This is a genomic window from Rudaea sp. 3F27F6 (assembly GCF_005503555.1).
Lineage (GTDB): Bacteria > Pseudomonadota > Gammaproteobacteria > Xanthomonadales > Rhodanobacteraceae > Rudaea.
Window position 1 is genome coordinate 1 of record NZ_SCNG01000010.1, and the last position, 14,633, is coordinate 14,633.

Genomic DNA, 14,633 nt, shown 5'->3' on the forward strand with positions numbered 1-14,633 from the left:
CCCAAGCCCCAACCCCCGAGGATTTATGAGCAATTCTCCCCTACGCATCCGCAAAGCGGCCGTACTCGGTGCCGGAGTCATGGGCGCGCAGATCGCCGCGCACCTCGTGAACGCCGGTGTCGACACGGTCTTGTTCGACCTGCCGGCCAAGGACGGCGACGCCAACGGCATCGTGCTCAAGGCCATCGACAATCTGAAGAAGCTTTCGCCCGCCCCGCTCGCGGACAAAACCCGCGCCGGCGCGATTGTGCCGGCCAACTACGGCAGCGACTTGGAGCTGCTCAAGGGCTGCGACCTGATCATCGAGGCGATCGCCGAAAAGCTCGACTGGAAGCGCGATCTCTACGCAAAAATCGCCCCGTACGTGACTGAAAACGCGGTGCTCGCGAGCAACACTTCCGGTTTGAGTATCAATAGTTTGGCGGATGTTCTTAGCGAACATTTGCATGAGCGTTTCTGCGGCGTGCACTTCTTCAATCCGCCACGCTATATGCATCTGGCCGAATTGATTCCGTGTGCGAAGACATCGCCCGGCGTGCTCGCCGGGCTCGAGGCCTTCCTGACCACGACGCTCGGCAAAGGCGTGGTCTACGCCAAGGACACGCCGAACTTCATCGGCAACCGCATCGGCGTGTTCTCGATCCTCTCGACCGTCCACCACACCGATGCGTTCAAGCTCGGCTACGACACGGTCGATGCACTGACCGGCCCGGCGATCGGCCATCCGAAGAGCGCGACGTACCGCACCGCCGACGTGGTCGGCCTCGACACGATGGGCCACGTCATCAAGACGATGGACGACACCCTGCCGAACGATCCGTGGCACGACTACTTCAAGACGCCGGCCGTGCTCGCCGCACTGATTGCCAAGGGCGCGCTCGGCCAGAAGACCGGCGCGGGATTCTTCCGCAAGGTCGGCAAGGACATCCTCGTCCTTGATCCGGCCAAGGCCGATTACGTGGCGCAGACCGGCAAAGTCAGCGAGGAAGTCGCCGCGATCCTCAAACTCAAGAACCCGGCCGAGAAATTCGCCAAGCTGCGCGCGTCGAGCGATCCGCAGGCGCAGTTCCTCTGGAGCATCCATCGCGACCTGTTCCACTACTCGGCCGTGCACCTCGCCGACATCGCCGATACCGCGCGCGACATTGACTTCGCCATGCGCTGGGGCTACGGCTGGCAGCTCGGCCCGTTCGAGACCTGGCAGGCCGCGGGCTGGGCACAGGTCGCCCAGTGGATCAACGAAGACATTGCCACGGGCAAGACCATGAGCAGCACGCCGCTGCCGGCCTGGGCGGCCGACCCGAAGCGCATCGGAGTGCATACGCCGGACGGCGCCTCGTACAGCCCGGCGCAGGACAAATACCTGCCGCGTTCGAGTCAGCCGGTCTACGCGCGCCAGATCTTCCCGCAGACCACGATCGGCGCGAAGGTCGATCGCGGCACCACCGTGTTCGAGACCGACGACGCACGCCTGTGGACGATCGGCGCCGGCGATATCGCCGTGATTTCGTTCAAGTCGAAAATGCACACGCTGGGCCCCGGCGTCATCGACGCCGTCAATCGCGCCATCGACGAGGCCGAGAAGAACTTCAAGGGTCTGGTGATCTGGCAGGATTCCGAGCCGTTCAGTGCCGGTGCCGATCTGGCCGGCGCGGTCGCCCTGCTGCAGTCGGGCAAGGTCGCGGACTTCGAGGCCTTCGTCGATCGCTTCCAGCAGACCAGCATGCGCATCAAGCATTCGCTCGTGCCGGTGGTGACTGCGGTGCGCGGCCTCGCCCTCGGCGGCGGCTGCGAGTTCCAGATGCACAGCGCGCGCACAGTCGCGGCGCTGGAAAGCTACATCGGCCTGGTCGAAGCCGGCGTCGGCCTGCTGCCGGCCGGCGGCGGTCTCAAGGAGCTGGCCCTGCGCGCGTCGCGTCGCGCAATCGAAGGCGACGTGTTCACTCAGTTGAAGAACACCTTCCAGACCGTGGCGATGGCGAGAGTGTCGGCGAGCGCGCTCGAAGCGAAAGAACTCGGCCTGCTGCGCCAGGACGACGTCGTCGTCTTCCATGCGGACGAACTGCTCTACGTCGCCCTGAACGAAGCGCGCGCCTTGGCCGAATCGGGCTATCGCCCGCCGCTCTACGACCGGCAGATCACCGTCGCCGGCGACGTCGGCACGGCGACGTTCAAGGCTTCGCTGGTCAATATGCTCGAAGGCCGCTTCATCTCGGAGCACGACCTCGACATCGCCAGCCGCATCGCCGACACGCTCTGCGGCGGCCAGATCGAACGCGGGTCGCAGGTCGACGAACAGTGGCTGCTCGACCTCGAGCGCAAGCACTTCGTCGCCCTCGCGCAGACGCAGAAGACCCAGGAACGCATCGTGGCGACCTTGAAGACCGGCAAGCCGCTCAGGAACTAGTGAGCCGTATAGCGGTGAGCGGTGAGCGGACAAAAAGCTCTTTCCGCTCACTGCTCGTCCGCTCACCGCTCACTCACAAATCTACGAGAGAGAACGATATGACCCGCCAAATCCAAGACGCCTACATCGTCGCCGCCCAGCGCACGCCGGTCGGCAAAGCCCCGCGCGGCGTGTTCCGCAACACGCGCCCGGACGACATGCTCGCTTTCGCGATCAACGCGACGCTGGCGAAGTTTCCGCAGATCGACAAGTCGCGCATCGACGACGCCATCATCGGCTGTGCGATGCCCGAAGCCGAGCAAGGCATGAACGTCGCGCGCATCGCCGTGCTGCTCGCCGGCCTGCCCAACGTCGTTGCTGCAGTCACCGTCAACCGCTTCTGCTCGTCCGGCCTGCAGGCCGTGGCGATGGCCGCCGACCGCATCCGCCTCGGCGAAGCCGACCTGATGCTCGCCGGCGGTACCGAGTCGATGAGCATGGTGCCGATGATGGGCTACCACCCCGTGTTCAACCCGGGCATCTTCTCCAACGAGCACATCGGCATCGCCTACGGCATGGGCATCACCGCCGAGAAAGTCGCCGAACAATGGAAGGTTTCGCGCGAAGAGCAGGACACGTTCGCTGCGGCCAGCCATGCGAAGGCGCTCGCCGCGCAGGCCGCAGGTGAATTCAACGACGAGATCGCCGCGTACGCGCTCGCCGATCACTACCCGAACCTCGCTACGCGCGGCACGGTCGACGACACGCGCACGATCAAGAACGACGAAGGTCCACGCGCCGGCACGACGGTGGACGTACTCGCCAAACTCAAGACCGTGTTCCGCGCCAATGGCACGGTGACCGCGGGTAATTCCTCGCAGATGTCCGACGGCGCCGGCGCAGTCCTGCTCGCCAGCGAACAGGCGATCAAGGACTACGGCCTCACGCCGCTGGCCAAGTTCGTCGGCTTCTCCGTCGCCGGCGTGCCGCCCGAGATCATGGGCATCGGTCCGAAGGCCGCGATTCCGAAGGTGCTCAAGCAGGCCGGCATCAAGCAGGACGATCTCGACTGGATCGAACTCAACGAAGCCTTTGCCGCGCAGGCCCTGGCCGTGACCAAAGACCTCGGCCTCAACCCCGACAAGATCAACCCCCTCGGCGGTGCGATCGCGCTCGGCCACCCGCTTGGCGCCACGGGCGCGATCCGCGTCGCCACCCTGCTCAACGGCCTCAAGCGCCGCAAGCAGAAGTACGGCATGGTGACCATGTGCATCGGCACGGGCATGGGCGCGGCGGGGATCTTCGAAGCGGTTTGAGATCGAAGCGCCGGATCGAATCGAGCGGCGGTGCGACCGTCCGCTCCGATTATTGATCCGACGCTATAACGTTTGAGCCGTTCGTACTGAGCGTAGCCGCGCAGCGGCGAAGTCGAAGTACCGCTGCGACGGGCTTCGACTGCGCGCCTTTGGCGCTACGCTCAGCCCGAACGGATTCATACGTACTCACGCTGCATCAATAAGAGCAGGACGGACAGCGCGTCTTAGCCTCAATTTCTGGAAGTGCGCACCCCTTTATCGATGCCGCCGGTTGCCGCCCGGCGGCAGCTCGGCGGCGACGGATTGGATCCATTGAACCGCCTCGGCAACGACCGCTTCGCTCGCGTCGGATTTGGCAAACGCCACGTTGTGTCCCAGCGTCGGAAACAGCCGATGCTCGTAGAGCTTGCCATGCGCGTCGAGCGCGTCGAGCCGCTCGATCGAAAGCTGCACCGGCGCTTGCACGTCCTTGCCGCCGAACAACCACAGTCCTCGAATCGACAGTTTGGCGAGAGCATCGCGCGGGTCCGTATCGACGAACTCGTAGCGATCCGCATCGCCGCTGATGTGTTTGCGTGCCTCGGCTTCGCTATGCGTGTCCCAAAAAGCAGGGTTGCCTTCGGTAAAAAACTGGAAACGCAATTGCTCGCGAGTCGTGGCCACGGGGCCGCTGAACAGCACCATGAACTTCACCGCACGATTGTTCTGCGCGGCAATCGGAATGACCCAGCCGGCCTGGCTGTAGCCCAGCAAACCGACCGGTCGCGGATCGGCCGAAAGACGCTCCGACAACACCCCCACCGCGGCATTCGCATCCGCCGCGAGCAAGGCGAGATTGGCCTGATCGACGTTGTTGCTGCCGACTTCCGGCCCCACGTAAACGCCGCCCGACTGCCCTACTCCGCGTTTGTCGTACGTCAGCGCAGCGATGCCGTTCTTCGCGAGCAGCGCAGCGAACCGGCTCATTCGCTTCTCCTGCCCGGAGCCATGCACGACGACGACGGCCGCAACCGGGTGCTCGGGACGAAAGAGCGTACCGGCCAGAGTGACTCCGGCGCTGGCGAAGCTGACCTCCTCCGAGGTGACGTTCGGTTCTTCCGCCGCCGCGCGGCAGAGCGACGAACATGCCGACAACACTATACAAAGTAAAAATCCGCTGTAGCGATGCATCTAGGTCTCTCTCGTTCTGTCCAGCGCAAACAAATAGCGTGCGCAGCCGCGGCGCTCAACGAACCGTAGACGAAACAAGGATGGAGCCGACCAAAGCGGGATAAACCGGCGTGAAATCTCCGGCGCGGTTTTCCGGCACGCGCATCTTTTCCACAGCGACACCTGCGGCGCCTGCGTACGCCGAGATACGCCACGGTGCAGGCGTGCTTTGCAACGAAGAGGTTCGGATGCGGCGCGAACGCGCCGCATCCGAACGACCGGCGATCAGCGCACGATCAATTGCAGACGATCGCGCATCGGCGGCATGCGCGGCTCGAACGCAGGCACGGTCTGATTCTTCATTTCCTTGCCGCCGGCGTCCCATACCGTCAAGGCATTGGGAAAATCCTCGCTGCGCGTGAGTTTGTCGGTGATCTCGCGCAAGGCTTTTACCGAGGCCGGCGACTCGGGGTTCCACTCGAATACGCCGGGATCGGCATACCACACCACGGCGCCCGGATTTTCGATGCGGCGGTCGGGACAGAGAAAGTAGCCGCGTTTGGCCAGCACCTGCAGTGCTTCGATCTTGACGTTGCGGATGCCGGGCGTGGTGCGCTCCTTGGAGTGCCCCGGGCAGATTTGCCCAGCATAGTCGATGAAGGCTTCGTAGGTTTGCGCTTCGTTGGCACGCAGGGTCAACGGCGCAGCCGCAAGCAGGCCGGAGCAAAGGAATGCAAGATTTCGCATGATGGTTCTTCCCTAGTGGTGGACGTGGGCATCTAAGGAATCACCAAAGGGCTCGCTGAGGCGGCAAATATTTTTGCCGCGCCGCTGTCGAACCGCGGCTCGGCAAATGGACAGATCAAAAGCCGCGCTGTGTGCGGCTCATATGAAACGGCGACGCGGCGAAGAAAAATCCACGCGGTCTTACTTCACCGATCGTGGACGCTTGTCGCGGACGCGCTTTTTCGCATTGCCTGCGATGGACACTTCCCTGCCCGCGACGGCACTCGTGGGATTTATGCGTTCCATCCAGGACAACGTGTCGATGTACGCGAGGAACTGCTGCAAATAACCCGGCGACAGTTCGCGCATCAAGGCGATCGCCCGATGCACGAGAGCCTCCGAGTTGAGCGGACCAGCGTTCGTGGGCACCTGCGCCAGCGCCTTCTGCAATTGGCTTTCGGCATGAAGCGCGGACCAGGTTTTTCGGAACTCGCCGAGCGCCTCCAGTTCGGGAAAGCGGGACGGCTCGACAAGCGGATTCTCCACAGCGTGAGCGTTCTCGCCCGGCACTGCGCGCTGCGCAATATCGTCGATCAGCCTGCCGAGGCTGTCGCGCGCCGGCAACTCCGCCGTTGCCGAATCGACGGCATTCGCGATGCCAGATTCCGCCTTTGCCAGATCGTCCGCATAAGCCTCGAGCAATGCACACAGCTTGTCGTCGAGGATGCGCCGCACATCGCCGTCATGATTTGCCGCGCGCCTTTCCATCGCCTCGATGAAATGAAAGCGAACGGGATCGAGGCGATCGGCCTGCCGTTCGCGCCACGCGTTCAACGTCGCGCGCACGCTTGGCCCGTTATGGCTCATGCGCTGTCGCGGTTGCCGCCGACGACTTCGGTATGGGCGCTATTTCCACGCGCCGGTTCTTTGCCCGCCCCTCGTCGCTCGCGTTCGAGCCGACCGGCTGTTCCGCACCGAACGCCGCGGCGAATACCGACGACGCCGGGACACCTTCGGCAATCAGCGCGCGCGTCACCGTCAGCGCGCGCTCAGCCGACAGCTCCCAATTGTCGGCGAACTCGCGGTTGCCTTCGCGTATCTGCCGGTCGTCGGTAAAGCCGCTGACCATAAGCATCTCGTCACGCGATTTGAGATAGTCCGCAAGCGGACCAGCGAGGCTCTTCAATACTTCGCGCCCTTCGGGCTGAAGCCGATCGGAGTTCAGGGCGAACAGCACATTGCCGCGAATGCCGATACGCCCGTCGACCAGCGTCACGCGGCCCGCCGCCAGTGGAGCCGCCAACGCCTGCTCCAAGGTCTTGCGGCGCTGCGCTTCGGCCTGTCTCTGTTTGACCTCTTCGTCGAGTTTGTTCGAGAGCTGCAGTTGTGCGCCGATCATGCCGACCAGAATCAGCACGAACGCGCCGAGCAGCACCGACATCAGATCGCCGAAGGCGGCCCAGATCGGCGTCGCCGATTCCGCATCCAACTCCATCTCGTCGCTCATGCCGCTTCGAGCCCGGCCGCCGCGCGCCGCCCTGCGAGCTGCTGTATCTCCTCGATGATGTGCTTCTGCGACAGCACGCTCAGGTCGATCACTTCCCTGGCCTGGGCGACGTAGTAGGCCAATTGCTCGTCGCTGCGCGAAAGCGAGCCGTCGAGCGCCGTTGCGACCTGCTGCAGACGCTCGATCAATTCCCCGTTCGACTTGCCGAACAGTTGCACCGCCGCTTCGAGCGCGTCGCTGAGGCTCGCCACTTCGACCGCACTGCCGGTGACTTGCGCGGCGACCGCACCGAGCTTGCCGGTCTCGGCTTCGATATGGTCGGTGAAGCGCGTGCCGACGCGATCGAGCAGATCCGCCGAGGTGGTGATCAGCGCATCGACCGCGCTTCGCTGCTCGGTGGACGCATGATTGACCGCGTCGAGCAAGGTCTGCAGCGTGGCGAGAAGACGGTTGCGCTCCTCCAGCATCGCGTTGTCGCGGACCATGCTGTCGGAGAGTTTCTGGCGCAGCTCGGCGACCACCTCGGCGGCCGCCTTCGGAGCTTCCGACGCGGCCTGCACGAGACGCGAAATCTCGGCGATCGTTGCGCCGGCATGCGCCTGCGTTTGCGCCGAGATATCTTGCGCGGTGCGTGCCAGCGTCTCGCAGATTTCCCGCTGCCGGGCGTCGGTGTGTTCGCCGGCCTGCTCCCAGCGCCGGCTCAGTTCGGCGGTCGTGGCGCCGAGCGTTTCCGTCCACGTCGCCAGGCGCTCGCTGTCGCGCGACTCCAGTGTTGCCTGCAAACCCGTATGCGACTCGTGCACGACGCGGACCAGCGCGGTGGCGTGTTCCTCGAACGTTGCCGCCGCCGCGCTCATGGCTTGTTGATTGCGCGACGCGAGATTCTCGTTGGCGGCCTCCTGAAGCGATAGCGCGTTTTTCCACGCATCGGCCGCGCTGCCCGCCGCCGCGTCGAGGCGCGAAGCAACGCTTTCCACGAGACCGGCCGAGCGCTGGTCGAACGTTTCGCCGAATCGTTCGAGCGAATCGCGCAAATCCCGGTTGAGTGTCTCGTTCGATTGCCGCTGCTGCGCCAGCACTTCGTTCCATATCTGCGCGACGGTCGCGGTGCTCGCCTCGAAACCGGACGACAGGCCGCTCAACTGCCGCCGCACGGCCTGGGTGACGGTATCGTGCATCGATGCGGTTTCGCGCGCGAGGCCGGCCAAGGTGGTTTCCACGGCAGGCTGCAGCGCCATGCCGACGACGCGGCCGCTTTCAGCGACGCTCTGCTTCAGTGATTGCTCCACCGAGGTAGCGAGACGCGCGTAGGCCGCTTCGGTGCGGATATGGAAGGCGTCCTGACCGGCGAGCTGGCGCTCGCCGACCGCGATGTTCTGCTGTTCCAGCGTCGTCATCATCATCTGCAGGCGATCGACCAAGGTCGGCATCCATTCGCTCTGCCGCTGCAGGAGTTTGAAGGCTTCTTCGCGCTGGTGGTTCTGCGAGTAGATGCGCAAGGTCGTCGCGATCTTCGCGTCGAGCGATTGCGCCGCCTGCAGCCTTTCGCGTCGGCACAGCGCGGAAAGCAGGCCGAGCATCGCCGAGCACGCGACACCGGCGATCGAAGTGCCGAACGCAAACGCCAGCCCCTTGACCGGCGCGGCGAGCGATCCGCGCATAGCCTGCAGATCGGTCGCATTTTCCAGCGCCAGCCCGGCGCCTCGGAGCGTCGCCATCATGCCGAGCAGGGTGCCAAGCATGCCGAGCAGCACGAGCAGGCCGACCAGATACGGCGTCAGCGACGGCGACGGCAGCGCCACGCGCTCGCCCTCGATGCGCAGGCGCGCCGCGTTGCGCAGGCTGGGATGCAGGCGGCCGAGCCAGGCATCGAGGCTCGGTGGCGCCGCGGACAGGTCCGCGACGGCAAGCTGCAGCGAAGCTGTGGCTTGGCGATAGCGGTACAACTCAAATGCGCCCGCGAGATAGCAGGCGCCGATCAACAAAGCAGCGGCAGCACCGAGCGGATTTGAGCCGACATAGCCGGCGCCGATCCAGCAAACGACGGCGAGACCGGCGAAGAACACCACGAGATAAACAAGATTTTTCAACATGACTTCCTAGTTTGCGGGCCGGAGCGCTGCGAGCAGGCCCTCGACCGGTTGAAAACGAACATCCAGTTCGGCCAGCAGTACGTTGCGCATGTCACGACGGAACACATCCAGCCATGCGCCCGTCGCCGGGCCCGTATCGTCCGGCGCCTTGCGTTCGTCCGTACGCAGGCGCTCGAAGTGCTCGCCGAGCAAGGCAGGCACCGCGCTCAGCAGCTTCTGCTCGCGCGCGCTCAGGGCAAGCTCCATCGCGGCGTCGACCGCGGCGAGCCGCGGCATATCGCCCGAACCTTGGGCAAGCCGGTCGCGCAGACGCCCGCGCAGGCTGCCCGTCGCCACCAACATCTTGCGCTGCAGCTCGACATAGCGCTGACGAAACAGTGCGTAGTCGACTTGCGCGTTCGCCTCGGCTTCTCCGGCGCGCGCGCGTTCACCACTGCTCTGCCCCGCGTCGGCCAGTTCGGGCACGTCGGCAATGGCGCGCACCAACGTGGCCCGCAGGCGCGCGCAGTCGTTTTCCTCGACGTTGTCGGAGATCGGCAGGTCGGGATCCGGCGTGGACGTCTTGCCGTCGAGCGCGGTCGACAGCGCAATGGCCTGAGTCCAGTCGAGCCACTGGCCTAGCCGGTCCGGCAACGATTGGCTGGGTGGAGAGGGGGCGACGTCCGTCAGTCGCGCGAGTAAGCGGATGAACGTCGGACCACGGACGACCGTCCGTTGAAGAGCTTGCACCATGCTACCGGCTAAAAGACCGTTATTTTACATGCAGATGACGCCGGAGCGGAGACCGTCGATTCGACGCGCGGCTGCGCCTCGATCAAGCGCGGAAGGTTTGCCGCCCAAGGTCACCGCCTTTTGTACTTGTCCGGTTTTCGCCAGAGACGACGTTTTTGCTTGCGAATGCCGTCGCAGTGTACGGCAACGGAGAAATGTAGATGAACATCGGGTCACGGGTATCGATCACGGGCGGCGCCTTTGCAGCGTTGGCCTTTATCGCTTCGGCGCATGCGCAGACGCCGATCAAGGCGGGGCTGTGGGAAGAGACGAGCACCGTCGCGCGCGGCGGCACCGCGCCGCGCACCGTGACGATACAAAATTGCCTCAGCCAGGAAGAACTCGACGCCAATCAATTCGACCGCGTACTCGCGCGGATCAAGAACAACAAGAGCTGCCAAGTGCAGAATCTCAGGCACGACGCTCGCGGCGCGTCCTCGGAATGGACCTGCAAAGGCACGAACCTCGATCTGCATGGCAAAGGCGAGCTGGTTTTCGACGACGCCACGCATTTTCATATGTCGTCCGAAGAACACAGCAATATCAACGGCCGCACGATGGATACGAATCTGAGCGTGCAATCGCATTGGATCTCCGCGCAGTGCGGCGACGTCAAGCCGCTGAAGTGACCTGCCGATGATTGAACTCATGCAAGATCAATCGAACACAGCGGCCGAGCGGACCACGCTCGAACGCTGGCAAACGGAAGAAGCCGCCGTACGGCGACGCCTCGACAAGAACGAAGGCATCATTCCGCCGGAACTGGCGCAGCAGCACGACGGCATTGCCCTGCTGCGCGCGATTCTCGACGGTGAACTGCCGCCTCCGCCGATCGGCCGAGTTGCCGATTACGTTCTTATCGACGTCGACCATGGGCGCGCGGTCTTCCAAGGCACGCCGAAGTTCGACTACTACAGCCCGATCGGCAGCGTACATGGCGGCTGGATCGCCACCCTGCTCGACTCCTGCGTCGCCTGCGCGGTGATGTCGACCCTGCCCGGTGGCAAAGGCTTTACCACGCTGGAATTCAAGATGAATTTCGTGCACAAGCTGACCGACCGTACCGGGCCGGTCCGCGCGAGCGGATACATCGTGCACGCCGGCGCGCGCGTGGCGACAGCCGAAGGCCGCTTGGTCGATGCGGCCGGGCGGCTCTACGCGCACTGCTCCACGACCTGTCTGATTCTCGATTCGAACGGCACGGCGAAACCGTCGCCGTAGCGAGCTAGGGCCGCGTCGCGCTGACCAGAAGTACCGTTGCCGCGCAGAAGAACTCTTCGCGCGCGGCGAGATCGTCGAGCGTGCGCAGAAAACCGGCGCGGCGCTCTTCGTCGATCGCACCGAGTTCGCATGCACGCTTCGCCATCTGTTCGATCTGGAAACCCTTGCGCAGAAAGCCCGCGTCGATCGGCACGATGCGCGGCTCGCAGCGGATTTCACTCATGCCGAGCCGGCGCAGCCAGATCGCCAGCCATTTGCCCACGCCACCGTGGGCGAACGAATCGCAGAACGCATCAAGCACCGCGCGCGTCGTCGCGCGGTCGGGGTGCGCGAGCGTCAAAGTATCGAAATCCGGTTCGACCGCGACGATACGGCCGCCGCTGCGCACCACTCTCGCGGCTTCGCCTAGCGCCGTTTCGGGATCGTCCACATGCAGCAACACGCGAGAGATGCGGCACGCGTCGAAGGCGCCGTCGGCGAACGCAAGTGAACGCACGTCGCCGACGAGGAAACGCGAGGCGAAGGTGGAATTGCAATCGCGCGCCAGCGCTTCCTCGACCATGCGGCGGCTCAGGTCGATGCCGGTGGCGCAGCCGCGCGCGCCGACTTCGGCGCGCATCGCGCGCACGTCGTCGCCGGTACCGCAGCCGACATCGAGCACGGCCGCGCCGTCGCGCAGGTGCAGCAGGTCGAACGAACGCCGGTTGATCTCGCCGAAATGATCGGCCGCGGTGCGGTCGAGAAATTCCACGAGCGCGCCCGTCTGCGCGGCCGAATCGACGTGTGAGAACGCGGATATCTGCTCGGACATCGTGCGGGTTCCGCAGCGCGCCGGGAATCGAAGCAACGACACCCGGCGCGGCGGTCGGTTACTGCTTGACCAGCTCGACGCGCCGGTTCTTCGCCCGGCCTTCGTCGGTATCGTTGCTCGCGATCGGTGCCGATGCGCCCATGCCTTGCGCGTTCAACCGGCCCGCGGCAATGCCGTAGTCGCGGACCAGGGCCGCGACGATCGCGTCGGCGCGCCGGCGCGACAGTGCCAGGTTGTAGTCGGCGTTGCCCTGATTGTCGGTGTGTCCGGTGAAGGTCAGCTTGATGTCGGGATGGTCGCCGAGCAGCTTGGCGATCTGGTCGAGCTGCGGCTTCGAGTCCGGCTTGATGTCGGCCTTGTCGAAATCGAAGTAGATGCCGTAGATGATCGCCTTGCCGGTGCTGAGCAGGCTCTGGTCGAGCGCATTCGCATCGACCGAGACCATGCCTTTGTCCATCGGCTTGGCCTGCGACACCATGACGTAGGCTCCGGCCCGCGGCGGCACATGAAACGCCAGGTCGGCGACATACACGGCGACTTGAATATCGCCGTCCGCACGCGCCAGCTTGGCGACGATGTAACGCGCTTCCTCCGCATCGGAAACGCCCTGGCGCGCTTCGAGCGTGTTGCTGAGACTGAGGTGCATCAGTTCCGGCGCACGGCCGCCGAAAAAGCGGCCGCATTCGTCGTCGCCCGAACAGCTCCACAGCGTGGACATGCCGGCCTTCGCCAGCGCGTCGCGATAATTCGCAAACACTTCGAGGCCGCTGCGCCCTTCCGGCTCCAGATAGAACAGCTGAGTGCGCTTGCCTTCGACCTTGAGCACCTTCGGCGGCGGCGCATCCTCGTCGTTGCTCGCGATCGGCCCCATGGGGAACGTTGCCTGATCGAACGCGCGCTGGTCGTAGCCGACCAGGGCCGAACCGGGATAGCGCGCGATCATCGGATGATCCTTGCAGCCATCGCAGTTGCTGGGCAGATCGTCCGCGGATGCCGTGCCGGCGAACATGACCATCGCCATCAAAAACCATTTGTTGAAAAACATAACTACCTCACTGGGGTTGATTTCATGTCGTACTCGCCGATGTCCGTTCGATCGGGCTCCGCGCACCGGCATGCGGAGCCTGCCCCTTCAGACTTGCCGCGCCAGTTCGCTGCGGCTGCGCGAATAGAGGAAATAGATCGCCAGGCCGACGGCGCACCAGATGAAAAACGCCTGCCACGTCGCCGCCGGCAACCCGGTCATAAGAAAGCCGCAGAACAGCATCCCGAGCAGCGGCACGAGCGGCACCGCGGGCGTGCGGAACGGGCGCTTCAGGTCGGGCCGCGTACGCCGCAGCACGATCACGCTCGCGCAAACGAGGAAGAACGCGGCGAGCGTGCCGAGATTGACCAGCTCGGCGACTTTGCCGATCGGAAACAGGCCGGCGATCAGGGCGATGAATACGCCGGAACCGAGAATCAACGGCACCGGCGTCTGCGTCTTCGTATTCACCTTGCCCATCGGCTTCGGCAGCAGACCGTCGCGCGACATCGCCAGCACCACGCGCGTCAGGCCGAAATACAGCACCAGCATCACCGTCGTGAGCCCGGCCAGCGCGCCGATCGACACCAGCGCTTCGGCCCAGCCGATGCCGAGCTGCTTCATCGCGTCGGCGATCGGCGCTTTGACGTCGATCTGGTCGTAGTGCACGACGCCGGTGAGAATGCCGGAGACGACGATATACAGCAGCGTGCAGATCAGCAGCGAACCGAGAATGCCGAGCGGCAGGTTGCGTTGTGGATTGACTGTTTCTTCGGCCGCCGTGGACACCGCGTCGAAGCCTATGTAAGCGAAGAAGATTAGCGACGCGCCGGTGAGAATGCCGCCGTAGCCGAAGTGCGAGCGCCCCGCGGCGTCGACCGCCGCAGGCGGCACGAACGGATGCCAGTTCGCCGGATTCACATGCGGCAGCGCGACCGCGATGAAGACCGCAATCGTCGCCAGCTTGATCAGCACCATCGCGCTGTTGAAGCGCGCCGACTCGCTGACGCCGATCGACAGCAGCACCGAGAGCAGCAGGACGATCACCATCGCCGGCACATTGGCGATACCGCCGTCAAGCGGCGCATTGGTCAATGCCTGCGGCAAATGCACGCCGATCAGTTCGAGCACCTTGCCGAAGTAGCCCGACCAGCCGATCGCGACCGTGGACGTGGTCAGCGCGTATTCGAGAATCAGATCCCAGCCGATGATCCAGGCGACCAGTTCGCCGATGCCGGCGTAAGCGTAGCCGTAGGCACTGCCCGCGCCGCCGATCGCACCGGCGAGTTCGGCATAGGACAGCGCGGCAAACGCGCAAGCGAGGCCGGACAGGATGAAGGAAAACACGATGGCCGGCCCGGCGTGTTCGGCCGCCGCCACGCCGGTCAGCACGAAGATTCCCGTGCCGATGATGCAGCCGATGCCGAGCATGGTCAGGTCGAACGCATTGAGGCAGCGCTTGAGCCCGGTGTCGGCGTCGACATCGATCGATCGGGTGCGAAACAAACTCATGGTTTTACCTGCTGCGAGAATGAATCTTGCGGCCGCGTGGGCACGGGCCGGACGGCGGCGTCTGCCACCGTGACCAGCTATTACGTCGCCGCAAGAGAAAACCGGACACGGGCCGCC

Annotated in this window: 13 protein-coding genes; 4 read left to right on the forward strand and 9 right to left on the reverse strand. The window is 64.5% G+C overall.

Going from position 1 to position 14,633, the window contains the following annotated elements; genetic code table 11:
* The first annotated feature begins 25 nt into the window (after positions 1-25).
* Together FFS30_RS23505 and FFS30_RS23510 are read left to right on the forward strand one after the other, a co-directional pair.
* Positions 26-2,407: a 3-hydroxyacyl-CoA dehydrogenase/enoyl-CoA hydratase family protein gene (locus FFS30_RS23505; protein WP_137915651.1), complete on the forward strand. Its 2,382-nt coding sequence runs from the start codon at positions 26-28 to the stop codon at positions 2,405-2,407.
* A 98-nt stretch (positions 2,408-2,505) separates the two neighbouring features.
* Positions 2,506-3,702 (forward strand): acetyl-CoA C-acyltransferase, encoded by a 1,197-nt coding sequence (locus FFS30_RS23510; protein ID WP_137915652.1) that lies wholly within the window; start codon positions 2,506-2,508, stop codon positions 3,700-3,702.
* 255 nt (positions 3,703-3,957) lie between these two features.
* Here the strand turns inward: FFS30_RS23510 and FFS30_RS23515 are convergent, their stop codons facing one another.
* The 6 genes from FFS30_RS23515 to FFS30_RS23540 all read right to left on the reverse strand — a co-directional run bounded on the left by FFS30_RS23515 (position 3,958) and on the right by FFS30_RS23540 (position 9,909).
* Complete coding sequence (locus tag FFS30_RS23515; protein WP_137915653.1) at positions 3,958-4,872, reverse strand: alpha/beta fold hydrolase; 915 nt, start codon at positions 4,870-4,872, stop codon at positions 3,958-3,960.
* A gap of 264 nt (positions 4,873-5,136) precedes the next feature.
* Positions 5,137-5,598, reverse strand: coding sequence for a hypothetical protein (locus tag FFS30_RS23520; RefSeq protein ID WP_137915654.1), 462 nt, complete (start codon positions 5,596-5,598; stop codon positions 5,137-5,139).
* Positions 5,599-5,778: 180 nt separating this feature from the next.
* Positions 5,779-6,423 (reverse strand): DUF2894 domain-containing protein, encoded by a 645-nt coding sequence (locus FFS30_RS23525; RefSeq protein WP_212742573.1) that lies wholly within the window; start codon positions 6,421-6,423, stop codon positions 5,779-5,781.
* Positions 6,424-6,433: 10 nt separating this feature from the next.
* On the reverse strand, positions 6,434-7,084 hold the full coding sequence (locus FFS30_RS23530; RefSeq protein WP_137915656.1) for an OmpA family protein: 651 nt from the start codon (positions 7,082-7,084) through the stop codon (positions 6,434-6,436).
* Positions 7,081-9,177, reverse strand: a complete 2,097-nt coding sequence (locus tag FFS30_RS23535) for a DUF802 domain-containing protein (protein WP_137915657.1) — start codon at positions 9,175-9,177, stop codon at positions 7,081-7,083. The genes FFS30_RS23530 and FFS30_RS23535 overlap by 4 nt, the downstream gene beginning before the upstream one ends.
* A 6-nt stretch (positions 9,178-9,183) precedes the next feature.
* Entirely contained in the window at positions 9,184-9,909 is a 726-nt protein-coding gene (locus tag FFS30_RS23540; RefSeq protein ID WP_137915658.1) for a DUF3348 domain-containing protein, read from the reverse strand.
* Positions 9,910-10,109: 200 nt separating this feature from the next.
* On the opposite strand from FFS30_RS23540, the gene FFS30_RS23545 reads away from it, so the two are divergent.
* Complete coding sequence (locus FFS30_RS23545; RefSeq protein ID WP_137915659.1) at positions 10,110-10,577, forward strand: DUF3617 family protein; 468 nt, start codon at positions 10,110-10,112, stop codon at positions 10,575-10,577.
* Between the two features lie 19 nt (positions 10,578-10,596).
* Positions 10,597-11,169, forward strand: a complete 573-nt coding sequence (locus FFS30_RS23550; RefSeq protein ID WP_137915660.1) for a PaaI family thioesterase — start codon at positions 10,597-10,599, stop codon at positions 11,167-11,169.
* A 4-nt stretch (positions 11,170-11,173) separates the two neighbouring features.
* Here the strand turns inward: FFS30_RS23550 and FFS30_RS23555 are convergent, their stop codons facing one another.
* From FFS30_RS23555 to FFS30_RS23565, 3 genes are all read right to left on the reverse strand, one after another.
* On the reverse strand, positions 11,174-11,980 hold the full coding sequence (locus FFS30_RS23555) for a methyltransferase domain-containing protein (protein ID WP_137915661.1): 807 nt from the start codon (positions 11,978-11,980) through the stop codon (positions 11,174-11,176).
* A gap of 58 nt (positions 11,981-12,038) precedes the next feature.
* Entirely contained in the window at positions 12,039-13,025 is a 987-nt protein-coding gene (locus FFS30_RS23560) for an OmpA family protein (protein WP_171014838.1), read from the reverse strand.
* A gap of 87 nt (positions 13,026-13,112) precedes the next feature.
* On the reverse strand, positions 13,113-14,516 hold the full coding sequence (locus FFS30_RS23565) for an amino acid permease (protein ID WP_137915663.1): 1,404 nt from the start codon (positions 14,514-14,516) through the stop codon (positions 13,113-13,115).
* Positions 14,517-14,633 lie beyond the last annotated feature (117 nt).